Here is a 23,101-nt window from a genome sequence, read left to right as displayed (position 1 = left end):
GTCGGTCTATTAATAGTGCAAAAAAAAGTGGTCGCTTATGAATGGCTTGAACTGTCCGGAACGGCTCGGAACAGTTCTCCCCATGCGCCGCTCCGGATATCGCCAGACCCATCTGTACTACCCGTCTGCTCCGACGCCGCGGATGCCGCGAAGCAGAATGTCGATGGACCTGCGGTATAGCGCCGCGATCTGCTCGGCTCCCAGCTCGTAATAAGCGACGCCGAGCCCACCCATCAGACCCAGAACGATGTACATCAGCTCGCCTACGTCCATGCGCTCGAACTCCCCGCTCTCCATCCCGTCCTCGAGCAATTGCCGGAAGATCGGATAATGAACGCGAGTAAGCTCTAACAAGCGCTCATGAACGGCGGGATCGGCGGCTTCGCTGCCACCGAACTCCTCCGCCGCTTTCATGAGCGGATTCTGGAAGTCGGAGGCGAAGTGGTCGGCGAGCGCATACAGCTTGTCGGTCGCCGTGCCCAGAGGAGCGGATATCGCGGCCCACTTGTCTATCCAATCCAGCATCGTCAGTTCCAGAATATACAGGAACATCTCTTCTTTGCTTTTGAAGTGATAATAAATGCTGCCTTTGCTGGCGCCGGCCGCCTCGCGGATCTCGTCCATCGTGGCGGCGGAATAGCCCTTCTGCTCGAACAGCGCCTTCGCCCGCATCGCGATTCGCTTCTTGGTATGCTCGCCTTGTCCGGCAGGTCTGGCCATCGGACTCTCTCCTTTCCCATCCATAAACCGACCATCCGGTCTATTAACTCAGTTTATTCGAAAACAGCAGAAATGGCAATGCGATGCGATGCCGCACGCAACGAATCGACAGTGCCGACATGCCTGCTTTGAAGCCGCTTGCGGACGCGAAACGCAAAAAGCCCGGCAGCGGATTACCGCTACCGGGATAGGATGGACGCCGATGGGGATGTCGATGTCGATGGCGCACAACGGTTCGAATGCCCGTTTTACCGCTAGACCTTGAACTTCTGCACCGACGCGCTGAGCTGCTCCGCCAACGTCGCCAGCGTCTGCGACGTTTCCGCCGTCTGCTCGGCTGCGCCCGCGGACTCCTCGCTGGCCGACGCCACGTGCTCCACCGACTTCAGCACCTCGTTCGCCTGGGCCGACTGCTCTTCGCTGGCCGCCGCGATCTCGGTGACTTTCTCCGACGTCCGCTGAACGGTATCTATGATTTGGTCGAATGCCTCGCCCGTCTGGATCGAGGAGGCGACGCCGTCCGCAACCGCGCGCACGCTTTGCTGGGTGTTCTGCTGAATCCCGCGGATGATCGCCGTGATCTGCTTGGTCGCCTCGCCGCTTCGCTCCGCCAGCTTGCGCACCTCGTCCGCAACGACCGCGAACCCCCGCCCCTGATCGCCGGCTCTGGCCGCTTCGATCGCCGCGTTCAGCGCGAGCAGGTTCGTCTGCTCGGCGATATCGTCGATGACCTCGATAATTTCGCCGATCTGGTTCGAATCCGACTCCAGCTTGCTCATCTGCGAACTGACCGCGTTCATGCCCGCGATGGACGTCCGGACGACGTCCCCGCCGTTCTTGGCGATGTCCAGCGAGCGGTTCGACAGATCCGCCGCTTCTTCCGCGTTGATCGCGACCGAATGTATGGCCGCCGACAGCTCTTTGAACAGGTGATTCATCGTCTGCGCGGCATCGGCCTGACTGGCGCTGCTGCCCGCGATCTCCTCCGTGCTGGCGGAGATCTGCTGCGAAGCGGCCGAGACGTTGTGCGCCGAAGTTGATGTCAGTCCGATGAGCTGCCGCAGACTGTCCGTCATCGCGTTCAGCGAGGCGACCATGTCGCCGATCTCGTCCTTGTTGCGGATGCGGAGCTCGCCCGCCGTCAGATCTCCGCTCGCCACGCTGCCGAGCGTTCGGGTCACGAGCCGCACCGGGCCCGAGATGCTGCGCGTCATCGCGTAGGCCAGGACAAGCGTGGCCGCCAGCGCCAGGCCGCTGACCACGAACATAAGCGTCTGCGCATTGCGCTTCGCATCGGAGGCTTTTCGGGAGGCATCGCTGATGATTTTTGCAATGTCCTGTTCGATATTGCCATGCGTTTTGCGGAAATCGGCGAACAGCGCCTTGCCGTCCCCCACCTTTTGCTGCGCTTCCTTGATATTGCCGGCGCGCACGAGCGCAATCTGGGATCGGAAATATTGCTCGATTGCCTCAATCTGGGGCTTCCCCTCGTCGATCAGCGCCTTCATGGTCGGATGGTTCGGGAGATGACCCTCGATGTCGCGCAGATCATCCTGCACGCCTTGTACGCCTTTTTGATAGGTATCCAGATACTTCTCGTCGCCGCCGATCAGAAAAGCTCGCGTTGCCGTCTCTTCGTTAATGAGCGAGGTCATGAGGTTCGAAGCGGCCATCGAGACGGGAATCGCGTCCGTCACAATATTGTTCGTCTGCTCCTGAACATTGTTCATCCCTTGCAGCCCGAAAGCTGCGACAAGGACGAGCAGAATCAGGACAAGGAAGTAGCTGGCATACATTTTGTTCGCAACGGTGAGCCTCATAAGTGCGCATCTCCATCCGGATTGGTCATAAAGTACTATCTTTATGATAAAATCCGACAACGCTCTTGTAACCGCAAATCCGTTGCGGTACCCCGCAAATTTTTGCGGGGTCGGGGTTGAACGGCGAAGGGCTGTAGCGGGCATTAGTTGTTGTTGTTCAATTCGGTGTCTGCATGGTCGCCGCGCCTGCTTCCGCAGCCTCAATGAACGCCCGAATAAGCGGGTGCACGATTCCCTTGAATGCGGACCGCTCCGGCTGGAACAGCGTGCCGAAGAAAAAGGGGTGGCCCTCCAGCTCCATGATGCGCGTCTCCCCATCCTCATCCACGCCCGCGACGCGGAATCCGGCCCGCGCGACTTGCGCGGCGAAGGCAGGATTGAGACCGTAATTGCAGATGCCGTATTGCTCGGTCGTTTCGGATGCCCCGTAAGCGGCCGCGGTTCGGGAGCCGGGCGTCAGCATGAATCGGTGCGTATGCTCGCGGAAAGCGCACGATAGCGGAGTCACGAGCAGCATCGGACTGTCGGGACGGATCTCCGCATGATCGGCCTCCGCCAAGCCCATCGCGTCTCGCGCGAACTCGATGATCATATGCTGAAAGCCGCCGCAGGTTCCCAGTGCAGGCACCCCGTTTTCGCGGGCATTGCGAATGCCGTTCAAGGCGCCTTGCATGCTGACATACGGACTTGCCGGTGCGATCCATAGTGCCTGATATGCCGCCAGCTTTGACTCGTACGCATCCGCGAGCGCGGCCGTAGGAACCCAGTCGCAGTCGACCTGCAAGTCGAGCGCTTCGGCGGTCAGCCGCAACGCCTGCGGAATAGCGATATGCGCCTTGACCTCCGCTTTGTAATCCCCGATCACGCCGACTCGAATCATTGTTATCGCTCCCTGTTTGCGAAATTTGCTCTTCACGCAGCAGCGCTTTCCTCGCTTGCAGCGACTTCCGCCGCCCTCCGCTGCCCTCCGCGCCGCTCCAGCCGTGCTTTTATCGCTTACAGCAGCCCGCTTTTCACGCAGCAGCGTTTTCCTCGCTTGCAGCGCCCTCCGCCGCCTCCGCGCCGCTCCAACCGCGCTTTTATCGCATACAGCAGCTCGCTCTTCTCGCAGCCGCGCTTTCCTCGCTTGCAGCGCCCTCCGCCGCCCTCCGCGCCGCTCCAACCGCGCTTTTATCGCTTACAGCAGCCCAGCTACCGCCTGACCAACTCTCCACGCAGCTTCCCCGCTTCTATCACGTCACGGCCGCATCCGTCTCCGCGCCTTCATAGATCGCGGCGATCTGCGCCCCTACCGTGCGAATCCTCGCCGCTACGGCGGCCGGCTCCAGCACCTGGACGTCCGCGCCGTAGCCGAGGATCATGCCGTACAGCCAGTGGTTGTTCGGGTAGCTGGCCCGGACCAGCAGCGAGCCGTCCTCCCGCACCTCCACCCGGTCCGCGCCGAACGTCTCCTCCACGCGCACGCGCAGCCTCGGGCGAAACAGCAGCGTCAGCTCGATCTCCGGCCCCCGCTCCTGGTTGCCCCAACGCGCGTCGAGCTCCTCCATCCGCACGCCGCGATTCGCGAACCGCTCCATGTGCACGCGCAGCCCGTCCAGCCGGGACAGCCTGAACGTCCGGTAATCTCCGCGCAGCCTGCAATACGCATATAAATACCACGCATACCCTTTCCACGCCAGACCGATCGGCTCGACCTCCCGCTGCTCCGCCTCCCCGTCCGTATTCGTATACGCGAACGACACGACCGTGCGGTTTTTCGACGCCTGTCTCAGCTGCGCCAGAATCGTCCGATCCTTGATCCCGCCGCCGTGCCACAGGTTCGTATCGAAGATCAGCGTATCCCCCGCTTCCTCCAGCTGCTTCTGCTCCGACCTTGCGACCAGCGCCTTGATCTTCGTCAGCAGCCCGTCCATCTCCTCGTCGTCAAGCGAAGCCCGGACGCCCTTGAGCGCGGCGAGAATCGACTGCAAATCATCCAAAGTAACGATCTGCCGATCGATGCGATACTGCTCCATAATCTCGTAGCCTCCGTCGCTCCCCGTGAACGATACGATCGGAATGCCCGCGGCATTGATCGTCTCCAGATCGCGATAGATCGTCCGGTGCGAGACCTCGAACTTGTCGGCCAGCGTCTGGGCGTTCACCCGGCGCCGGCTCAGCAGCATCATCGTGATGCCGAGCAGCCGTTCCACCTTCAAGGACGCCACCTCCCTCTTTATCCCATATTTTAAGGAATCCTTGCAGCGGCGTCGAATCCTTTCTGATTTTTTCGGAGCCCGCTTCTCTCTGACAGACAGTTGTCAGAAAGGGTCCTCTACAATAAGTACATAAGCACCACCACCAAAGGGAGGCCAAAATCATGAACACAGGCATGGGCGAAAAAAAGAACGCGCAATACAAGGCGGCGGGGAGCGGGAACGGTACGGCGAGCAGCGGAGAAGCGGCGGCGAGCGCGATTCGCCCCTTCCGGATCGAGACCTCCGAGGCCGAGCTGGACGACCTGAAGCTGCGCCTCTCCATGACGCGCTGGCCCGACGAGCTGCCGGGCGCCGGCTGGGACTACGGCGCGCCCCTCTCCTTCGTCAAGGAGACGGCCGAGTACTGGCGCACCTCGTTCGACTGGCGCCGCCAGGAAGCGCGCCTCAACGAGCTGCCGCAGTTCACGGCGACGGTGGACGGCGCCAACATCCACTTCTTCCACGTCCGGTCGCCCGAGCCGAACGCCACCCCGCTGCTGCTTGTGCGCGGCTGGCCCGGGTCGCCGGTCGAATTCCTGGACTTGATCGGCCCGCTGGCCGACCCGGCCTCCTACGGCGGCGACGCGGCGGACGCCTACCACCTCGTCATCCCATCCCTGCCGGGCTTCGGCCTGTCGGGGCCGACGACGGCCAAGGGCTGGACACACGGCCGCGCGGCCGCCGCGCTCGCGACGCTCATGGGCCTGCTCGGCTATGCGCGCTACGGCGTGCAGGGCGGCGACATGGGCGCGATGATTGCGCCGGAGATCGGCCGCATCGCGGCGCCCAGCGTCATCGGCGTCCATGTCAACGCCGCCACCGTCGGCTTTATCCCCTTCGGTCAGGTCGAAGACGAAGCATTCGCGACGCTCACCGAAGCGGAGATGGTTCGCCTGGCGCGCCTCGGCCACTTTATGCAGGAGCGCTTCGGCTTCAACAAGCTCATGTCGACACGCCCCCAGACGCTCGCCTACGGCCTGCACGACTCGCCCGTCGGCCTGCTCGCCTGGACGTGCGAGCTGTTCTACAGCTTCGGCGACGCCCCGGACGCCGTGGACAAGGACCGCTTCCTGACCAACCTCATGCTGTATTGGCTGACCGGCACGGCCAATTCCTCCGCGCGCATGTACTACGAAGGCGCGCACGACCCGGCCGCCTGGATGCCGAAGGACCCGTCGCCTACGCCGGTAGGCGTCGCCGTCTTCCAGCAGTCCGACGTCGCGATCCGGCGCTTCGCCGAGGCCGCCAACCATATCGCGCGCTGGAGCGAGTTCGACCGCGGCACCCACTTCCCGGCGATCGACGCGCCGGACTTAATGATCGCGGACATTAGGGCGTTTTTCCGAGAACTTCAGCAGTAATAGTGAACCCCCTTCGGTCCTATCTGGAGGGGGTTGTGATTTGTATTTACATGATGCAATTCCACATATGGTAGTATTAGGGTGATCGCTGTACAGGATTACCAACTATACTACGAGGTGAGAAGTAATGACGCAGAAAAATGTTTTTGCTCTAATTATAATGATATGGGTGACCGTTCTAACGGTCTGGGCGGTTAATAAAGTCGTTGTTCCTCTTAGCTATCACAGCAGCTCGGTGTCGGTTCAAGGCATACCCGGTCAACCCGTGCCTCCAGCTATTTCTACGGTTCAAATAGATAAAGACACCGTATGGATTATCGACGCCAATAGCAGCTTCATCAAGGTGATTACGCATGATGAAAGCGGCTTCCATATAGTCGGCTCGGAGATGACTTATCAAGAGCGGTAACAAGCGAACAGGATTACGATCACCCTTTGATCGCTGAATGGAGTGAACCCCAGTGAACTTCGCGTCCTCCTCCTATTTACGGCAAGTTCAGCTGAGAAGGCAGCAAATCCCTGCCTTTAACCAGTATCCATTCAATCTGCCGGTTATCCGGAGTCTGGATACGCTTGATTTCCACCCCAAGGTCACCTATATCGTAGGCGAAAACGGCATGGGCAAATCGACCTTGATGGAGTCTATCGCCGTCGCTTGGGGATTCAACCCGGAGGGCGGGACGATGAACTTCTCTTTCTCGACCCGAGCGACCCATTCGAGCCTGTTCGACTACATTCAATTGGTCAAAAGTCCGCGGCGCCCGAAGGACGGCTTCTTCTTTCGCGCCGAGAGCTACTACAATCTCGCCACGACGATCGACGAGCTGGACAGCGAGCCTTCGTACGGTCCGCCCATCAAAGATTCGTACGGCGGCAAGTCCTTGCATGAGCAGTCGCACGGGGAGTCGTTCTTCGCCACCTTCGTTCATCGGTTCGGAGGAAACGGGCTGTACATCCTGGACGAGCCTGAGGCGGCCCTGTCTCCGCTTCGACAGATGGCGATGCTGACGCGTATTCATGAGCTTGTGTCGAAGAACTCCCAATTCATTATCGCGACCCATTCCCCGATCGTGATGGCGTATCCGGATTCAATCATTTACAATCTGACGCCCGACGGCATCGAGGTTCAGGCGCTGGAGGACACGGATCATTTTGTGATCATGAAGGAGTTCTTAAACAATAAGGATAAGATGCTCGGGGAATTGTTCGGAGAGGCGCGCGGGAACGGGGATTGAGACGCTGTCGCAAGAGCAACGCCCGCCCGCAAAGGGTATAATAGAGGCAAACCAAAAGGCTTGGAGGGAGTCCGATGAGCGACAAAGGATGCATCAAATGCGGCAGCCAGGACGCGAGGACGAAGGAAGTGGCGATGACCGGAACGGGGCTCTCGAAAATGTTCGACATTCAGCACAACCAGTTCGTTGTCGTCTACTGCGCGAACTGCGGCTATTCCGAATTTTATAACAAGCAATCGTCGGCCGGCTCGAACATTTTGGATTTGTTCTTCGGTTGAGCCGTCTTGCATGACAAAGCTGCCAGCCTGCCTGGCAGCTTCTTCGTGTTTAGTCTACGGTTTACTCCGCAGTTCCCGATCGATACCTCTCCCGAATGAAATCGAGAAAAACCTCGCACACCGGCGTCAACTGCCGGTTCTTCTTCCACACGAGGCCCACTGTCAGCTGGCTTGCGGGATCGTTCAATTGCACCCAAGCCATCGGATAATTGCCGACGCCCAGCGTCTTCGGCAGCAAGGAGACGCCGAAACCCGCCGATACCAAGCCTGCGACCATATCCAATTCATCCGCGCGATACAGGGTATTCGGTTCGACACCGGCACCCGCCAGCAGCTCTTCCACCGTATAGCTTAATGCGCAGGAAGGCTTTAATCCGATATACGCTTGCCCGCCGAGCTCTTCCAGCCGGATGCTTTTTTTGTCCGCCCAGGGGTGATGCAGGGGGACCGCCAGATAGAGCGCGGACTTGCCGATCAACTGCCATTGAAATTCATCGTTCACGGATTCCCTCGTCGTAATCCCAAAGTCGCAGTCGTTGTTCAGAATTCTCACGTTCAGCTCGGCAAGCGAGCATTGATTCAGTTCGAAGCGTATGTCCGCGTATCGCTCACGGAAAGCGCCTAGCATCGTGGGGAACAACTCAGCACCAAGAATATGGGGAAAACAAAGCGATAGGACGCCCGACCACGGGTTGATTTGATTCGCGATCTCTTGCTTGGCCTTCTCGATCTCCATCAAGGCGTTCTGCGCCCGCTCCAAGAAAAGCTGACCGTAGCGATTAAGCGCCAAATTGCGTCCGCGGCGTTCGAACAGCTCCACGCCCACTTCCTTCTCCAGCGCGGCGATGGAACGGCTTAACGCAGGCTGCGTGACGGACAGCCGACTTGCCGCATTCGTCATATGCTGCATCTTCGCTACTGCGATGAAATATTCGATCTGCTGCCATTCCAATTCCATCAACCTTTCGACTGATTACAAAATGTCATTAATTTAATGAGAATTATAAATTAGACGCATGAGCGAGGCAAGCTTAAGATGGAGGAAAGAAAGGAGACTTGCGAAATGGAAGTTTATCGAGCGTTAACGGTGGATTGGAAGGATTCGAAGCTGCAGCCGGAGATCCGCGACTATTCCGTAGACGATCTTCCCGAAGGGGAGGTGACGATTCGGGTCGCCTACTCGAGCGTCAACTACAAGGACGGACTCACGACGATCCCGGGAACCGGAATCGTCAGCCATTACCCGCATGTTCCCGGCATCGACTTGGCCGGCACGGTACTTGCCTCGTCCGATCGTTCGTTTAAGGAAGGGGATGAGGTGCTCGTAACCGGATACGGGCTCGGGGCGTCTCATCCCGGCGGGTTTAGCGAGCTCGCGCGCGTCCCTGCGTCGTGGGTCGTCCCTATGCCGTCCGGTCTGACTGCCAAAGCCGCGATGGCTCTCGGCACCGCCGGATTCACGGCCGCCTTGTCCATCCACCGCATGGAACAGAACGGCCTGAAGCCTGGCCAAGGTCCTGTCCTGGTGAGCGGGGCTACGGGAGGCGTCGGCAGCTGGGCCGTCTCGATGCTGGCGAAGTCCGGCTACGAGGTGACGGCCAGCACCCGCAAGAGCGCGGAGATCGAATACTTAAAAAGCATCGGCGCACAGGAGACGATCTCGCCCTCGGAGCTGGAGGCGCCGGAAGGGAAGTCGCTAAGCCGCGAGCGGTGGGCCGGTGCGGTCGATCCGGTCGGCGGACCTTTCCTGACGCACGTTTTGAACGCGGTCCGTTACGGCGGCTCGGTCACGCTTAGCGGCTTCACGGGCGGAACGGAGCTGGCTTCCACGGTCTACCCCTTTATTCTTCGCGGCGTTAACCTGATCGGCATCGACTCGGTGTTGTGCCCGATGGACGTGCGCCGCACGGTGTGGGACCGGATCGCCGCCGAATGGCAGCCGGACGGCGCGCTTCTGGACGCGATCGTGCACGAGATCCCGTTGTCCGAACTTCCCGCCGCGATCGCGCAAGTGCTGCAAGGACGCATGCGCGGTAGGTCGGTTGTCGCGCTGTCCTGATCCGTATCCGGGAACGCAAGGAGGAGATTGCCAGATGCCGTCGATTAGAAAGGAAATATACGTGGATCGATCGCCCGAGCAGGTGTGGGATGCAGTAAGAGACGTAGGGGCATTCCATGTTCGTCTCGTGCCGGGCTATACCGAAAATACGCTGCTGGACGGATACGAACGAACGCTTACCCTGCCGGATGGCGGCTCGGTGCGCGAGCTGATCGTGGCCGTCGATGAAGGAGAGCGCCGCATGGTATTCGCCGTAAAAGAAGGACGAATGCCGCTTCTTCATCACCATGCGTCGTTTCAAGTATTCCCTGACAGCGGTAGGGGCAGCATGCTCGTCTGGGTAACCGACTTTCTGCCCGAGGCGCTGGCGCCGCAAATTCAAGCGCAGGTAGACCGGGTGTCCGCCGTAATCAAACAAACAATCGAGAACGCCAATTGAACCAAACAGCGGCAGTCCGGGACCTTATTCAAGCTCCGGGCTGCCGTTTTGGCTATGGACGCTGCGGCAGCAGCGGACGCAGCGCTTCCGCCCAATGCCTGTAGCCCCGTTCCGTCAGGTGGCAGTAGTCCGGCGCGTTCTCCTGCGACAGCGTGCCGTCGACTTCGAGCAGCTGCGGGCCGATGTCGACGAACGCGTACCCGCGCTCCCGCGCGATCGTCGCGTACCGCTCGTTGATCTCGGCAATCGTCCTGCGCCTGGGATGGTCCGGCTCATGCTCGCGCGGGAACACCGCCATAACGACGATCTTCACGCCGGGCACCTTGGCCTCCACGCGGTCGCAGATCGCGCGCAGTCCTTCGGCGATCTCCTCCGGGCTGTTCGCCCGCGCATTTTCCGTCTCGCTCGTATTGTTCGTCCCGATCAGGATGACGACCGTCTGCGGGCGAAGTCCGTCCAGCTGTCCGTGATCGAGCCGCCACAGCACGTTCTGCGTACGGTCCCAGCCGAACCCCATATTGAGCACCCGATAAGGAGCGAACACTGAATTCCAGGCCGCCCGGCTCCCGTGCACATTTTCCGACCAAGGCTCTCCTCCCCAGAAATGCGTGATCGAGTCGCCGATCAGGACGACCTCCGGATCGATCGCCGCCTGCTCGTTCAGTACTTGCTCGTGCCGCGCCCACCAATCGTAGCTGTCTTCTTCGAGCTTGGACGCCGGGATGACCGCCGTGTTCACCGTTTTGCGCTCGTTCGTCATCGTCTCTCCTCCGTTTATTCGTGTCCTCGCCTCTCAGACCGAGAGCCCGATCCCGTCGATCTCCCGCATCGCCGCGGACAACGTCGCGCAAGCCTGCTCGGCCAGCCGCTCGGGCGGTACTTTTCGGCCCTCCGCCTTCCAATCCCTCGTTAGGCCGTACGCGATCCAGCTGAGCATGGCGGACATCTTCTGCGCCTCCGCGTCGTCCAGGTACGCTTTTTGAATCAGCAGCTGTTGGAATACGCCCTTTAAAAGCGTGATCAGCTTGTTCTCGATATAGGGGCTCATAGCCTCGTAGCTTCGCTCGCACTGCCTGCTGAAATTCTCGTGAAACTCGCACAGCGTCACGATAATGCCTCTCAGCGTCTCCCGGTTCAGCTCCGCGTGGCAGGACAGCTTCTGCATCAAGCTTTCTTTGAACATTTGCGAGAGCGCATCTTCCATCAGCTCGTATTTGTCCGCGTAATGGGCGTAAAAGGTCGCGCGATTGATCGTCGCCCGCTTCGTGATGTCCCCGATCGTAATGTCCTTGATATCCTTGTTGGGGACCAAGGCATAGAACGCATCCAGTATGAGCTGCCGCGTGCGCAGAACGCGCGGGTCCGTCCGGGTCTCCTCCATCTCTCTTTCCCCCTTCGCCGATTCGTCCACTTTCAAGACAATGCGGCCTTTTTGTTGCTTAAGCGATATTCTGCGTCAACTTGACGGTTGTCGGCTGGTTACCGTTATCTTATCATACCTAAAGCAACAGTTGTTGCATAAGCGCAATCACAAGAGAGGGGATAAGCTGTCATGGTTCTCGTTCTTCAAATCCTACTGGCATTGGCGTTCGCCGTCTCCGGACTCGGCAAGGTCGCGGGGATCAAGATGCAGGTTGAAAATTTCGGCAAATTGGGGCTGCCGCAATGGTTTCGCGTGGTGACCGGGCTGCTGCAGCTGGTCGGCGTCGCCGGTCTCGTCGTCGGCTTCTGGCGCGACAGCTGGGCCGCCTGGGGCGCCGTCCTCATCGGCGTCATCATGCTCGGCGCCGTCGCCTTCCACCTGCGCGCCAAGGACAAATTCAGCGCGGCCGCGCCTGCGCTTGTGCTGGCCATCCTCGCCATCGTGCTCGCCGCGCTGGTCGGCTCGGACCTGGGCGACTTCCCGAACTAAGCTTATGGAAGTTAAGAAAACCGTCAGGGAGTATCGCCCTGACGGTCTATTTAGGTTTGGCGGCGATGCGAAATGTCTATCGATGGCTCATCCGACAGCCGTTCCGATGAGCCGTCCGATCGTCGCCCGCCCCTTTCCTTCGCCGTAAAGTCTGCAAATATACATCTTATTTCGCCGTTGTCTACCCTTGCGAGCAGGAAAGATACAAATGGCAGTTTTTGACCCGCAAAACATTCGAAGCTCCAGCACGGCGCAAGCCCCTCCCTACCTTCCCGCCGACACTCCGAATGCTCGCTCGCCTTCCCTCCGCCCCACGCGTTGAAGGTTGAGAACTAACGAACACAGCGTTGCTGACATTCACATTATTATCAATACCAGCCACGACACGACAAAATAGACATGCGTGCTATATAATAGCAATGCTGCAGTAATCAGGACGGAACACGCAGTCGGGAGGCGACGCAATTGTACATCCATTTGGGCGGCGAGGCGATCATAACTGCTTCGGGTCGTGCCACTCGTACAGCGCAATCGATACGGCTGCGAGGAGGAGGCGGCGGATTTGTATATTCATTTAGGCGGGGAGAAGATCATACGGGCGCTGGATCCTGCAACCGGCGGACGTAAAGGAGCACTCACTTAATATTAATTGCAGGAGGTAGTGTCGTGGCTGTTGTTAAAGTCCAGCTTAAGGATACACTCATCGAGTTCGATGATGTGATCCAACTCGAAACTGCTCAGCTGCAGCAGATCATCGAGCGAGCAGAGACCAAAACGCAAGCGCAATGGCGGAAGCCGTCAACGAAGGGCGTTCGGATCCTGCTGACAGAGAAGCAAAAACAGGCCGTACTTGAATATAAGAACCGAATGGTGAACGGACATACTGGCGAGAGTTTGATCGAAGCAGACTTAATTCGGTTCAGTCACCATTCCAAAGAGCGGATAGCGTCGAGGATCGACAAGGACATTTTCCCGGATCCCGACACGCTTATAGGCCTCGCTGATCTGCTCATTCGCTCTCAGGAGCTCGGGGAGAACGCGGACTGGCGCGGGTTCGAAGGTTTAAGCTATAGCTTCAACGGGGACTATGATGGTAAGGCGTGCACAATGGCCATTGTGTTCGATGGCCCCATGGTCGTTGTCACGGTCATTACGGACGAGCCCACGCCGGCGGCCTACGCCTTAGGAACGCTGAACCCTTCAATGACGGAAAAGCTTCAGAAAGCGCGGCTAGAAGCTGTTGAACGAGCAAAACGGAACGGCAAGAGGAAGTGACGCACCGGACTCCGACGGACAACAGCGTTAATGACCGGTCATTAACGGACAGTAGCGGAAAATAGCGCCCTGTTGTATAATGACGTAACAATGCATCATAAAATAAGGAGGTTGGAACGATGAGTGCTACCATGGAGAGGAAGTCGAGAGCCGTGGAGACCGAAATCACCCTGGACGTTCGATTGGGTAAATTCCGGATCGTAGGCGTCCCACATTTAGCCTTGTCGCAGCCCTCTCCGACTGGTGAAACTGTGGTGCGGAATGGTTCGGTTGATCTTAAGCTAGCCAGAATGTACAAATACATGAAGGCAAACAGCATCCTAACGATGAACTACGCGGAATTCTAATCGCGCGGTATATGAAGAAGCTACCTGGGTGATCCCCACGGTAGCTTTTTCGTTTTAAACTATGAATTCCACGAATTCCGTGGTCCGTAAAATGCCGGCTTTCGTCCAGTTACGGAAGCGGACCTTCGCCTTGCTCCACGTATACGAAATTCCAGTCTTCTCCGGTCACGATCTTTTCGCGACGCCGTAGAAGGCCTTTTTGTGCGCGGCCGGACCGGCCGGTTCGATAATACCGGCCGGGTGCCCAGCGTGATGGGCGATCCACCCAAACTGGTCCTTCCGATAGCCTGCGGTCGCGATCTCCGCATACCGGCTGCCATAGGCGCTGTCTTTCCGCTTGGCCACGATTCCCTCGAGTCCTCGCTTCTGGATCCGATCGAAGAGCCCTTTGCCGGTGCCGTCGACGCGGATGACGCGGCTGTACTGCGTGTTACTCTCCAGGATGTCGTCCAGCAGCTACTTCCGTTGGGTAAACGGGAGCGCACGTCCTCGCCGTCATCGCGCAGCACGTCGAATACGAAATAATGGACCGGCTGCCTGACGACCACGGCGTGGATTCGAGCATCGTTCGTCATTTTAAATCGGCGCCATGACGTTCGAATTCGAGGATCAGTCATCCGGATTCACGACGGCAGCTTCGCCGTCCAGAAGGACGTCCTGAGCGCTGATCCGCACGCGTAGGAGCTCCGGGTACTGCCGCGTCAACTCGATGAATGGCGCGTATACGCTGCATGTCGAGAATTTTGTCAAAATTTAAGCGCTGTCCCCCGAAAACGATGGTACCATGAATAGTTAGTACTACCGGGTCCGCGCGCGATCCGGCACAATGGACGTAACAACGCAAGCGCCAGTCCGAAAGGAGCAACACGACATGACGATGCGCAAAGTCAAAATATACGGTAGCGGCAAATACTTGCCCGGCCGTCCCGTCACGGACGCAGAAATGGACGAACGGCTCGGCGTCGCCCGCGGGTGGACGCGCAAGACGACGGACGTCGCCGTCCGATACTTCGCGGACGGAGAGACCGCGTCCGGGATGGGCGCGAAGGCTGCCTATGCAGCGCTGGACGACGCGGGGCTGCGTTTTTCCGATATGGACTGCCTGGTATGCGCCAGCGGCACACGGGAGCAGGCGCTACCTTGCACCGCCGTCTACATTCAGCAGGCGATGGGCCAGGAGCGCTCCGGCGTGCCCGCCTTCGATATCGACGCGACCTGTCTCAGCTTCCTCAATGCGCTGGACGTCATGTCGTGCATGATCGCGGCCGGCCGCTACCGTCGCGTACTCATCGTGTCGACCGAGATCGCGTCGCTCGGGCTGGACTGGCGGCACAAGGAGAGCGCTGCGCTGTTCGGCGACGGCGCGGCAGCCGTCGTCCTGGGTCCCGCCGGGGAAGGGGAACGGTCCGCCGTCGTCGGCGCGTCCCTCCGGACGTATGCGGACGGCGCCACCTTTTCGGAGATCCGCGCCGGCGGCTCGCGGCGCCATCCGCGCGGACCGCTGCCCGCGGAGCCGGACGATTACCTGTTCCGCATGGACGGCCCCGCGATCTTCAAGATGGCCGCGCGGCTGCTGCCCGACTTCGCGGACGACCTGCTGCGCGCGACCGGCTCGCGCATGTCCGACTTCAAGGCTGTCGTGCCCCATCAGGGCAGCGCAATGGCGGTGCGGCTGCTGCGCAAGAAGCTGGGCATCGCGGAGTCGCAGCTCGTCTATATCACGCCCGATCACGGCAACACGATTGCGGCCTCGATCCCGATGGGTCTGCACGAGGCGATCCGCGCGGGCCGCATCGTCCGGGGCGACCGGGTGCTCCTGATCGGCACGGCCGCGGGACTGACGCTCGGAGGGCTCGTGCTTGATTACTGAGCCGGGGGCCGGCGGCAAGCGCGTCCTGCTCACCGGCGGCAGAGCGCCCACCGCGCTGGAGCTCGCCCGGCTGCTCCGGGCGGCCGGTCATACGGTGTTCGCGGCCGAGAGCGCGCCCTATCATCTCTGCCGGGCTTCGCGCGCGGTCGAGCGCAGCTTTATCGTGCCGGCGCCGGCGTTCGATCCGTCCGGCTTCGCGGCGGCGCTGGCTCGAATCGCGGACGAATGCCGCATCGACGCGATCGTTCCGACGTGCGAGGAGATTTTCCATCTCTCGCGGGAACTGGGCCGGTTCGAAGGGCTGTGCGAGGTGCTCGCCGCGCCGCTGGATGCGCTTGAGCGCCTGCATCACAAAGGCGCGTTTATCCTGCTAGCCGAGGCGGCCGGACTTCCCGTCCCGCCGACGGTCGTCTTTGAGGCGGACGACGGCTGGCTGCCGCTGCTGACGGACGACGCGTTCGCGCACGGGCTCGTGCTGAAGCCCGCGTATTCGCGCTTCGCGTCGCGCGTCATCGCGGTCGAGCCGCGCGAGGGGCGCTTATCCCCTTCGGTCAGGGAAGCGGTCCTCCGCAAGCTGGCCGAAGCCGGCGGCGGCGGCGTATCGCCCGCGCGCCCCTGGATCGCGCAGAAGCTGCTGCGCGGCGAGGAATGGTGCACGTACGGCGTCGCGCACGACGGTACGCTCGTCGCGTTCGCCGCGTACCGCAGCCGCTTCCGCGCCGGGCGGGGCGCCAGCATTCACTTTGCGGCCGAAGCGCAGCCGGCGCTGGCGGATTGGGTCGCGCGGTTCGTCCGCCATACGCGCTTCACGGGACAGATCGCGTTCGACTTCATGGCGGAGCCAAGCGGCGCGATTTACCCGCTCGAATGCAATCCGCGCGCCACGAGCGGCATCCATCTGTTCGGCCCGGCGGACGGCCTGGCGGAAGCACTCCTCTCGCCTGCGCGGCTCGCCGCGAGCGGGTCCGTAGCGACGCCCGTGCCGGGTGCAGGCGCCATGCTGTCCCCCGCGATGCTGACCTACGGGCTCGTGCAGGCATTTCGCGAGCGCGGGGTACGCGAGTGGGCGCGTGCCTTCGCGGGCAGCAGGGACGCGGTGTACCGGCGCGGGGACGCCGGCCCGGCGTTGGAGCAGCTGCGGCTGCTGGGCTGGCTCCGGCGGACTGCGAAAAGGCAAGGCGTGACGCTCCAGGAAGCGTCGACGATCGATATCGAATGGAATGGTGAACGATGACCAGAGCGTTAATAACCGGCGCGACCGGCTCTCTAGGAAGGGCGACTGCGCTGCGTCTCGCGGAGGCAGGCTGGACCGTGACCGGCGTCGGACGCAACGCCGAAGCCGGCCGGCGGTTGGAGGCGGCCGGCATTGCTTTCCGCCGGATCGATATCGGCACGCAGCCCGAGGAGATGGCCGAAGCGTGCGCGGGCCAGGACTATGTCGTCCATTGCGCGGCGCTGTCTTCGCCATGGGGCCGATACCGGGACTTCGAGAAGGCCAACGTCGCCGGCACCGCGCATGTCGTCGCCGGCTGCCTTCGCCACGGCGTCCGCAGGCTCGTGCACGTATCCACGCCGAGCGTGTACTTCGACTACCGCGATCGGCTGAACGTGAAGGAAACGGCGGCGCTACCGCAGCGGCCCGTCAACGCTTACGCGGCGACTAAGCTGATCGCGGAGCGCATCGTGCTGAACGCGACAAGCCGGGGGCTGGATGCGGTCATCCTGCGTCCGAGAGCCATCTTCGGACCCGAGGACGGCTCGCTATTCCCGCGGCTCATGCGGGTGAACGAACGTCGCGGCATCCCGCTGATCGGCGGCGGGCAAGCGCTGCTCGACCTGACCTACGCGGACAACGTAGTAGACGCGCTGGAGGCTGCTTGCCTCGCGCCTGCCGCGGCGGCCGGGCAGATTTTTAACATTTCGAACGGCGAGCCCGTCCCGCTCATCGACCTGCTGCGACGCCTGTTTGCGCTGCTGGAGCAGCCGCTTCGTACCCGGGCGGTCCCGCTGCGCGCGGCGCTGGCCGCTGGATCTTTGATGGAGCGCGCCTACCGGCTCCTGCCGTTTCTCGGCGCGGAGCCGCCCTTCACGCGCTATACCGTCGCCTTGCTCGCGTACAGCCAGACGCTCGACATCTCGGCCGCGCGCCGGACGCTCGGGTACGAGCCCCGCGTGAGCATCGACGAGGGGCTGCAGCGATTTGCCGCCTGGTGGAGGGAGAGCCGATGAGCGCATTCACAGACATCGTGCCGGTCGAGCTGAAGCTGATGGCGGCAGGCTACTGCGTGCACCCCGAGTTCGTAACGATCCGGGGCGGTTCGCTTCGCACCGCGGCGTATCCGGCCGGGTTCGCGCTGATCCGCCATCCCGCCCAAGGCTGGATCCTGTTCGATACCGGCTATTCCGCCCGTTTCGAAGCGCTGACGCAGCGGCTTCCTTTCTCGTTGTATCGTCGGCTCACGCCGGTCCGCTACCGGGAAGAGGACGCCGCCGTGCGTCAATTGGCGAGGCTGAGCATCCGCGCGGAAGAGGTCGGCACCGTCATCCTGTCGCACTTCCATGCGGACCATATCGGCGGCGCGCGGGATTTCCCGAACGCGCGGTTCCTGTATCCCGAAGCCGCCTATGCGCCGCTGCGCCGGCTCGGTCCGGTGCGGTCGACGCGCGCGGGATTTCTCCCGGGCCTGCTGCCGGACGGCTTCGCGGACCTGGCGACGCCCATCGAGCGGGCCGCATGGACGCCGCTACCGGGGTCTTCGCCGCTGACAGGCGGCTGGGACCTACTGGCCGACGGCAGCCTGATCGCCGTCAGCCTTCCCGGGCATGCCGCGGGCCAGATCGGTCTGCTGCTTCATGCTTCTGACGGGCCGACGCCGAAGACCGCAGCCCTGTCTCTCGCTGGCGGCCCGACGCGTTATCTGCTGTGCGCCGACGCCGCTTGGTCCAGCCGGGCGCTGCGCGAGAACCGCCCGCCGCATCCTGCCGCCGGCATCGTCATGGACGACCGGCGGGCGTATCGCGACAGCTTCGCGCTGCTGCGGCGCTGGCAAGCCGCGGACCCGGCGCTCGTCATCGTGCCAAGCCACTGCCGCGAATTTTTTCCCATCGACGAACGGGAGGTGCCTATGCGATGAAAAAAGCCGCCAGCTTCATCCTCCACTACCTGCTTGCCCGGCGCGGCGCCCGCCGCTGGCGGGATCGCGCGGCATTCGACAGCTGGCGCGAGGCGCGCGTGCTGCGTCACGTCGCCCGCGTGCGACGCGAGTCGCCGTTCTATCGCGAGCTGTGGGAAGGCGTCTCCGATGCGGATTGGCGCGCGTTTCCCGAGATCGACAAGACCGCCATGATGGCCGGCTTCGACCGACTGAACACTGTCGGCATCGCCAAAGCCGAGGCGTTCGCCGTCGCGGAGGCGGCAGAGCGTTCTCGCAACTTCACGCCCGCGCTGCGCGGCATGACGGTCGGCCTGTCGTCGGGCACCTCCGGCAACCGCGGTCTATTCCTCGTCAGCCGCGAAGAGCAGGCGGCCTGGGCCGGCACGGTGCTCGGCAAGCTGTTGCCGGTGTCGCCGCTCAGCCGCTTCAAGATCGCCTTCTTCCTGCGCGCCAACAGCAATCTGTATGCGTCCGTCGGAGGCCGGCGGTTGTCGTTCGGCTTTTATGATCTGCTCGATCCCTTAGACGCGCACATCGAACGGCTCGGCCGGGAACAGCCGGACCTGATCGCGGCGCCGCCGTCCATGCTGCGCATGCTGGCGGACGCGGCGCGCTCGGGCAGCCTCGACGTTCACCCCCGTCGCATCGTCGCCGCCGCCGAGGTGCTCGACCCGTTGGACCGCGCCGCGATCGAACGGGCCTTCGGCCAGACCGTGCATCAGGTGTATCAATGCACCGAAGGCTTCCTTGGGTGCACCTGCGCGCACGGCACGCTGCATCTGAACGAAGATCTCGTCTATATCGAAAAGGACTACGTGCCCGGCAAGCCCGGTACGTTCGTGCCGATCGTCACCGACTTCTCGCGCCGGACGCAGCCGATCGTCCGCTATCGGCTGAACGACCTGCTCGTCGAGCGTGCGTCGCCCTGCCCCTGCGGCTCGCCCTTTACCGCCATCGAGCGGATCGAGGGACGATGCGACGACATTTTCTACGCCTCGGCTTTGCTGTATGGCGCGGCGCCCGTCCCCGTCTATCCCGACTTCGTGGCCCGGGCGATCATCGGCGCGTCTGGCGACATCGAGCAGTATCGGGTCGTGCAGACGGCGCCGGATCGATGGACGGTCGAGTTCGACCTGCGAGACAACGACCTGCGCCAAGCGGCCGAGTCCCGGATCCGACAGGCGGTCGAAGCCCTGTGCGAACGCCTTGGCTGCATCGCCCCCGCGCTCTCTTTTACCTCCTATGCTCGCACGCCCGGCGACCGGAAGCTTCGCCGCGTCGAACGGAGGTACGCACCGTGAGCGTATCGGTCGTTTTTCACGACAGCACGAATATCGAAGCATGTCCCTGGCCGGACACGGCATACGGGCGGTATGCGAAAAGCTATCTGGTCCCCGTCATGAAAGAGAGCAGCGAAGGGTTCGTTGGCAACGTGCGCACGCGCCTCCTCGTCATGAGCGTCGACGGCATCCCCGTGCCCGTCACCGTTAACGACGCGGAGTACGCCAACTCCTACGTCTGTTCACCCTACACGCACTATGTGAGCTACGCCAAGCAAGAGCTCTCGCTGCTCCGCAACCGCGCGCTCATCGCCGCCTTGTCCGCGGTGCTGACCGGGATCGGCGGCTTGCTGAAGGCAACGCGATTTAACCGCGTCGTGCACGTCAACAACTGGCTGCTGTCGACCAACCTGTACCCCGCACTGTCGGACGAACAATGGTCGGCAGCGCTTGACGGCCTGATTCGCGCGTTTCCGGGCCACGCCCTCGCCTTCCGTTCGCTCAACGCCACGCTGAACGCGCGCGAGATGTCCTTGCTTCGCGGGCGGCGATGCCGTCTCGTGCCCAGCCGGCAGATTTATCTGCTGCGCACGGACGATCCCGAATTCGCAAACGCCAAAGCCCGCTGGTTGCTCAAGCGCGACCGGGCGCTGGCTGATCGATACGGCTACGTCGCGGTGGGACCCGCGGATATCGTGGCGGCAGACCTCCCGCGCATCGCGGAGCTGTACAAGATGCTGTATTTGGACAAATATTCGCTGCACAATCCGCAGTTTACGGCGCGTTTCTACGAGCGGGCGCTGACGGAAGGCACGCTGGAGCTGCACGGCTACCGCGACGTCGCCACAGGCAGACTTGAGGCGATACTCGGGTTCTACGCGCGGGAGGGCGCCATGACGACGCCCTTATTCGGCTACGACACCTCGCGACCGCAGGAGCACGGCCTGTACCGGATGCTGTCGGCCCTCCTGATCGGCATCGCTCGCGACCGCAGCCTGCTGCTGCACGAGAGTTCGGGCGCGGCGCAGTTCAAACGCAATCGAGGCGCGTTCGCCGACATCGAGTACACGGTGCTGTACGACCGGCACCTGCCAGCATGGCGAAGAGGCAGCTGGTCCGCGCTCGAAGGGCTGCTCGGGAAGATCGGCGTACCGCTGATGCAAAAATACAAACTATAGTCGGGTCCGGAGGAACGAGGAATGACGACGCTTGGGAAGGTTGAGAAAACGGCGCTGGTTACGGGCGCTTCGAGCGGCTTCGGCCTGCGCATCGCGGTCGAGCTGGCCAAGCGCGGCTACCGGGTCGTCGCCGCGATGCGGGATCCGCGGAAGCAGGTGGCGCTCATGCAGGAGGCGGAGCGCGTCGGCGCTGCCGGGCGTATCGAGGTAGCCCAGCTTGACGTGACCGATGCGGCAACGATTGAAGCGGCTGTGTCGGACATGCTGCGGAGTTACGGACGAATCGACGTGCTGGTGAACAATGCGGGCATGGCGGTCGGCGGCTTCGTCGAGGAGGTGCCGATGGCGGCGTGGCGGGCGCAGACGGAGACGAACTTCCTCGGCCTGGTGGCGATGACGCGCGCCGTCCTGCCGGCGATGCGGGCGAAGGGCGGCGGCACGATTATCCAAATGAGCAGCGTGAGCGGCCTGTGGGGGATCCCGGGGTTCGGCGCCTATGCCGCGTCCAAGTTTGCGGTCGAAGGCTTTAGCGAGAGCCTCCGCCATGAGGTTGCGCCCTTTGGCATCCGCGTCGCCCTCGTCGAACCCGGCGCTTATCGCACGGCGATCTGGGCGAAGGGCTTCGCGGACATTCATGCGCAGCCGGACTCGCCCTATGCCGGCGCGCTGCAGGCCGTGCTCCGCATGGCCCGGCGCACGGCCGACACGGCGCCCGATCCGCGCGAGGTCGCGGAGCTTGTGGGGCGTCTGGCCGACAAGCGTCGCCTCTCGCGGCTGCGCTACCCGATCGGCCGGGGCGCGCGCCTGCTGCCGCTCGCCGTCAGGCTGCTGCCCTGGCGATTGGTCGAGGCGGCGACGCGGCGGGCGATGCGCGGCCGAAATTGAGTTCTCGTCACGCCGAATGCGCTCAAATCGCTAAAGCGGCACATGTATCGTGCAAAACTGCACGATACAGCGGAGAAACGGCGCTCGGCGCCATGCTACCCTGCAAAAACTCTAAGGCCCCCTAATCGGATTGGAGTCCCTCCTCGGCCATGGCACGGCGCTGCATGAAAAGGTGCTCATCGATCTTCGATTGCCGCGCCTGCTGACGGCAGCAAGCGTCGGCGTCGCGCTGGCGGCCAGCGGCAGCCTGATGCAGAGCGCCGTGCGCAATCCGCTCGCGGATCCGCAGATCGTGGGCGTATCCAGCGGCGCCGGCGTGGGGGCGATGCTGCTGCTGATCGCCTTCCCCGCGCTCCCGCCCGGCTGGGTGCCGGTCGGCGCCTTCGTCGGCGGCCTGGCCGCCGCCGCGATCGTATACGCGGCGGCGTGGCGGCGCGGGCTAAGCCCGACCGTGCTGACCCTCGTCGGCATCGCGGTCGCAGCATCCGGCAGCGCGCTGATCAATATCCTCGTCGTCTACGCCAAGCTGACGCTCGCCCCCGCGCTCGCCTGGCTCGCCGGCAGCACCTACGCCCGCAGCTGGACGGAGCTCGGACAGACGCTGCCCTTTATCGCCTTGCTGCTCCCCCTCGCCTGGTGGCTGGGGCGGCGGGTCGATCTGCTTTCGTTCCACGACGAGAGCTCGACCGGACTCGGCCTGCCTGTGCGCAGGACGCGGCTTCTCGTCGCGCTGCTCGCCGTGCTGCTCGCGTCGGTCGCAGTCGCCGCGGTCGGTGCCGTCGGCTTCATCGGCCTGCTCGCGCCACACGCCGCGCGCATGCTCGCCGGCGCCAATCATCGCCGTACGCTGCTGCTGTCCTCACTCATCGGAGCCGTGCTGCTCGTCGGCGCAGACTGGATCGGACGCATCGTTCTGTCGCCCAAGGAGATCCCTTCGGGCATCGTAGTCGCCCTCATCGGCGCGCCCTACCTGGTGTTCCTGATGTTCAGGTCGCGGGCGTCCAGATCATAAAAAAGATGGCTTGGCGGAAATATCCGCCTTGCCATCTT

The 23,101-nt window shown here is 62.3% G+C and carries 24 protein-coding genes; 16 read left to right on the top strand and 8 right to left on the bottom strand.

The window, feature by feature from the left end; genetic code table 11:
• Positions 1 to 117: 117 nt before the first annotated feature.
• The 4 genes from KVT38_RS18360 to KVT38_RS18345 form a co-directional block, all read right to left on the bottom strand.
• Positions 118 to 720: a TetR/AcrR family transcriptional regulator gene (locus KVT38_RS18360; RefSeq protein ID WP_217595196.1), complete on the bottom strand. Its 603-nt coding sequence runs from the start codon at positions 718 to 720 to the stop codon at positions 118 to 120.
• A 254-nt stretch (positions 721 to 974) separates the two neighbouring features.
• Complete coding sequence (locus KVT38_RS18355; RefSeq protein ID WP_217595195.1) at positions 975 to 2,540, bottom strand: methyl-accepting chemotaxis protein; 1,566 nt, start codon at positions 2,538 to 2,540, stop codon at positions 975 to 977.
• Positions 2,541 to 2,697: 157 nt separating this feature from the next.
• Complete coding sequence (locus tag KVT38_RS18350; RefSeq protein ID WP_217595194.1) at positions 2,698 to 3,420, bottom strand: CTP synthase C-terminal region-related (seleno)protein; 723 nt, start codon at positions 3,418 to 3,420, stop codon at positions 2,698 to 2,700.
• A 352-nt stretch (positions 3,421 to 3,772) separates the two neighbouring features.
• Positions 3,773 to 4,732 carry a helix-turn-helix transcriptional regulator gene (locus KVT38_RS18345; protein ID WP_368859122.1) on the bottom strand — a complete coding sequence of 320 codons (960 nt, stop codon included), beginning with the start codon at positions 4,730 to 4,732 and terminating at the stop codon, positions 3,773 to 3,775.
• 167 nt (positions 4,733 to 4,899) lie between these two features.
• Here KVT38_RS18345 and KVT38_RS18340 point away from each other — a divergent pair, with 167 nt between their 5' ends.
• The 4 genes from KVT38_RS18340 to KVT38_RS18325 all read left to right on the top strand — a co-directional run bounded on the left by KVT38_RS18340 (position 4,900) and on the right by KVT38_RS18325 (position 7,651).
• On the top strand, positions 4,900 to 6,138 hold the full coding sequence (locus tag KVT38_RS18340; RefSeq protein WP_254639334.1) for an epoxide hydrolase family protein: 1,239 nt from the start codon (positions 4,900 to 4,902) through the stop codon (positions 6,136 to 6,138).
• Positions 6,139 to 6,265: 127 nt separating this feature from the next.
• Entirely contained in the window at positions 6,266 to 6,547 is a 282-nt protein-coding gene (locus tag KVT38_RS18335; RefSeq protein ID WP_217595192.1) for a hypothetical protein, read from the top strand.
• A gap of 52 nt (positions 6,548 to 6,599) precedes the next feature.
• The gene (locus KVT38_RS18330; protein ID WP_217595191.1) at positions 6,600 to 7,373 is read left to right on the top strand and encodes an AAA family ATPase; all 774 of its coding nucleotides are present in this window, start codon (positions 6,600 to 6,602) and stop codon (positions 7,371 to 7,373) included.
• A 74-nt stretch (positions 7,374 to 7,447) separates the two neighbouring features.
• Positions 7,448 to 7,651 (top strand): zinc ribbon domain-containing protein, encoded by a 204-nt coding sequence (locus tag KVT38_RS18325; protein WP_217595190.1) that lies wholly within the window; start codon positions 7,448 to 7,450, stop codon positions 7,649 to 7,651.
• Between the two features lie 61 nt (positions 7,652 to 7,712).
• Here the strand turns inward: KVT38_RS18325 and KVT38_RS18320 are convergent, their stop codons facing one another.
• A complete protein-coding gene (locus KVT38_RS18320; RefSeq protein ID WP_217595189.1) occupies positions 7,713 to 8,609 on the bottom strand; it encodes a LysR family transcriptional regulator in 897 nt (298 codons plus the stop codon).
• 105 nt (positions 8,610 to 8,714) lie between these two features.
• Here KVT38_RS18320 and KVT38_RS18315 point away from each other — a divergent pair, with 105 nt between their 5' ends.
• Both KVT38_RS18315 and KVT38_RS18310 read left to right on the top strand, forming a co-directional pair.
• Positions 8,715 to 9,710 carry an acrylyl-CoA reductase family protein gene (locus KVT38_RS18315; protein ID WP_217595188.1) on the top strand — a complete coding sequence of 332 codons (996 nt, stop codon included), beginning with the start codon at positions 8,715 to 8,717 and terminating at the stop codon, positions 9,708 to 9,710.
• 34 nt (positions 9,711 to 9,744) lie between these two features.
• A complete protein-coding gene (locus KVT38_RS18310) occupies positions 9,745 to 10,149 on the top strand; it encodes an SRPBCC family protein (protein WP_217595187.1) in 405 nt (134 codons plus the stop codon).
• Positions 10,150 to 10,201: 52 nt separating this feature from the next.
• Here KVT38_RS18310 and KVT38_RS18305 read toward each other — a convergent pair whose 3' ends face one another.
• Positions 10,202 to 10,909 (bottom strand): GDSL-type esterase/lipase family protein, encoded by a 708-nt coding sequence (locus tag KVT38_RS18305; RefSeq protein ID WP_217595186.1) that lies wholly within the window; start codon positions 10,907 to 10,909, stop codon positions 10,202 to 10,204.
• Between the two features lie 33 nt (positions 10,910 to 10,942).
• On the bottom strand, positions 10,943 to 11,530 hold the full coding sequence (locus tag KVT38_RS18300) for a TetR/AcrR family transcriptional regulator (protein ID WP_217595185.1): 588 nt from the start codon (positions 11,528 to 11,530) through the stop codon (positions 10,943 to 10,945).
• A gap of 171 nt (positions 11,531 to 11,701) precedes the next feature.
• Between KVT38_RS18300 and KVT38_RS18295 the strand changes: the two genes are divergently transcribed.
• Positions 11,702 to 12,061 (top strand): DoxX family protein, encoded by a 360-nt coding sequence (locus tag KVT38_RS18295; RefSeq protein ID WP_217595184.1) that lies wholly within the window; start codon positions 11,702 to 11,704, stop codon positions 12,059 to 12,061.
• Between the two features lie 666 nt (positions 12,062 to 12,727).
• Complete coding sequence (locus tag KVT38_RS18290; RefSeq protein ID WP_217595183.1) at positions 12,728 to 13,336, top strand: hypothetical protein; 609 nt, start codon at positions 12,728 to 12,730, stop codon at positions 13,334 to 13,336.
• 512 nt (positions 13,337 to 13,848) lie between these two features.
• Here the strand turns inward: KVT38_RS18290 and KVT38_RS18285 are convergent.
• Positions 13,849 to 14,028, bottom strand: a complete 180-nt coding sequence (locus KVT38_RS18285) for a hypothetical protein (RefSeq protein WP_217595182.1) — start codon at positions 14,026 to 14,028, stop codon at positions 13,849 to 13,851.
• Between the two features lie 526 nt (positions 14,029 to 14,554).
• On the opposite strand from KVT38_RS18285, the gene KVT38_RS18280 reads away from it, so the two are divergent.
• The 8 genes from KVT38_RS18280 (at position 14,555) to KVT38_RS18245 (ending at position 23,063) form a co-directional block, all read left to right on the top strand.
• Entirely contained in the window at positions 14,555 to 15,553 is a 999-nt protein-coding gene (locus KVT38_RS18280) for a beta-ketoacyl-ACP synthase III (protein ID WP_217595181.1), read from the top strand.
• Positions 15,543 to 16,787, top strand: a complete 1,245-nt coding sequence (locus tag KVT38_RS18275) for an ATP-grasp domain-containing protein (RefSeq protein WP_217595180.1) — start codon at positions 15,543 to 15,545, stop codon at positions 16,785 to 16,787. Before KVT38_RS18280 ends, KVT38_RS18275 begins: the two co-directional genes overlap by 11 nt.
• On the top strand, positions 16,784 to 17,782 hold the full coding sequence (locus KVT38_RS18270; protein WP_217595179.1) for an NAD-dependent epimerase/dehydratase family protein: 999 nt from the start codon (positions 16,784 to 16,786) through the stop codon (positions 17,780 to 17,782). Before KVT38_RS18275 ends, KVT38_RS18270 begins: the two co-directional genes overlap by 4 nt.
• On the top strand, positions 17,779 to 18,687 hold the full coding sequence (locus tag KVT38_RS18265) for an MBL fold metallo-hydrolase (RefSeq protein WP_217595178.1): 909 nt from the start codon (positions 17,779 to 17,781) through the stop codon (positions 18,685 to 18,687). The genes KVT38_RS18270 and KVT38_RS18265 overlap by 4 nt, the downstream gene beginning before the upstream one ends.
• Positions 18,684 to 20,009 carry a F390 synthetase-related protein gene (locus tag KVT38_RS18260; protein WP_217595177.1) on the top strand — a complete coding sequence of 442 codons (1,326 nt, stop codon included), beginning with the start codon at positions 18,684 to 18,686 and terminating at the stop codon, positions 20,007 to 20,009. Before KVT38_RS18265 ends, KVT38_RS18260 begins: the two co-directional genes overlap by 4 nt.
• Positions 20,006 to 21,166, top strand: a complete 1,161-nt coding sequence (locus tag KVT38_RS18255; protein WP_217595176.1) for a GNAT family N-acetyltransferase — start codon at positions 20,006 to 20,008, stop codon at positions 21,164 to 21,166. Before KVT38_RS18260 ends, KVT38_RS18255 begins: the two co-directional genes overlap by 4 nt.
• A gap of 21 nt (positions 21,167 to 21,187) precedes the next feature.
• Positions 21,188 to 22,051 carry an SDR family oxidoreductase gene (locus tag KVT38_RS18250; RefSeq protein WP_217595175.1) on the top strand — a complete coding sequence of 288 codons (864 nt, stop codon included), beginning with the start codon at positions 21,188 to 21,190 and terminating at the stop codon, positions 22,049 to 22,051.
• A gap of 130 nt (positions 22,052 to 22,181) precedes the next feature.
• A complete protein-coding gene (locus KVT38_RS18245; RefSeq protein WP_306795332.1) occupies positions 22,182 to 23,063 on the top strand; it encodes a FecCD family ABC transporter permease in 882 nt (293 codons plus the stop codon).
• Positions 23,064 to 23,101 lie beyond the last annotated feature (38 nt).

The organism is Cohnella sp. GbtcB17, from assembly GCF_019091135.1.
Taxonomy (GTDB): Bacteria; Bacillota; Bacilli; order Paenibacillales; family Paenibacillaceae; genus Cohnella.
The sequence above is the reverse complement of the archived record's forward strand: the minus strand, read 5'-3'. Positions and strand labels throughout refer to the sequence as shown.

Bases quoted from the DNA above. Each gene is read 5' to 3' on its own strand.
- KVT38_RS18325 (WP_217595190.1), top strand. From the start codon at position 7,448: ATGAGCGACAAAGGATGCATCAAATGCGGCAGCCAGGACGCGAGGACG.
- KVT38_RS18340 (WP_254639334.1), top strand. From the start codon at position 4,900: ATGAACACAGGCATGGGCGAAAAAAAGAACGCGCAATACAAGGCGGCG.
- KVT38_RS18320 (WP_217595189.1), bottom strand. From the start codon at position 8,609: ATGGAATTGGAATGGCAGCAGATCGAATATTTCATCGCAGTAGCGAAG.
- KVT38_RS18335 (WP_217595192.1), top strand. From the start codon at position 6,266: ATGACGCAGAAAAATGTTTTTGCTCTAATTATAATGATATGGGTGACC.
- KVT38_RS18280 (WP_217595181.1), top strand. From the start codon at position 14,555: ATGACGATGCGCAAAGTCAAAATATACGGTAGCGGCAAATACTTGCCC.
- KVT38_RS18295 (WP_217595184.1), top strand. From the start codon at position 11,702: ATGGTTCTCGTTCTTCAAATCCTACTGGCATTGGCGTTCGCCGTCTCC.
- KVT38_RS18305 (WP_217595186.1), bottom strand. From the start codon at position 10,909: ATGACGAACGAGCGCAAAACGGTGAACACGGCGGTCATCCCGGCGTCC.
- KVT38_RS18300 (WP_217595185.1), bottom strand. From the start codon at position 11,530: ATGGAGGAGACCCGGACGGACCCGCGCGTTCTGCGCACGCGGCAGCTC.
- KVT38_RS18260 (WP_217595177.1), top strand. From the start codon at position 18,684: ATGAAAAAAGCCGCCAGCTTCATCCTCCACTACCTGCTTGCCCGGCGC.
- KVT38_RS18360 (WP_217595196.1), bottom strand. From the start codon at position 720: ATGGCCAGACCTGCCGGACAAGGCGAGCATACCAAGAAGCGAATCGCG.
- KVT38_RS18355 (WP_217595195.1), bottom strand. From the start codon at position 2,540: ATGAGGCTCACCGTTGCGAACAAAATGTATGCCAGCTACTTCCTTGTC.
- KVT38_RS18310 (WP_217595187.1), top strand. From the start codon at position 9,745: ATGCCGTCGATTAGAAAGGAAATATACGTGGATCGATCGCCCGAGCAG.
- KVT38_RS18270 (WP_217595179.1), top strand. From the start codon at position 16,784: ATGACCAGAGCGTTAATAACCGGCGCGACCGGCTCTCTAGGAAGGGCG.
- KVT38_RS18350 (WP_217595194.1), bottom strand. From the start codon at position 3,420: ATGATTCGAGTCGGCGTGATCGGGGATTACAAAGCGGAGGTCAAGGCG.
- KVT38_RS18250 (WP_217595175.1), top strand. From the start codon at position 21,188: ATGACGACGCTTGGGAAGGTTGAGAAAACGGCGCTGGTTACGGGCGCT.
- KVT38_RS18315 (WP_217595188.1), top strand. From the start codon at position 8,715: ATGGAAGTTTATCGAGCGTTAACGGTGGATTGGAAGGATTCGAAGCTG.
- KVT38_RS18265 (WP_217595178.1), top strand. From the start codon at position 17,779: ATGAGCGCATTCACAGACATCGTGCCGGTCGAGCTGAAGCTGATGGCG.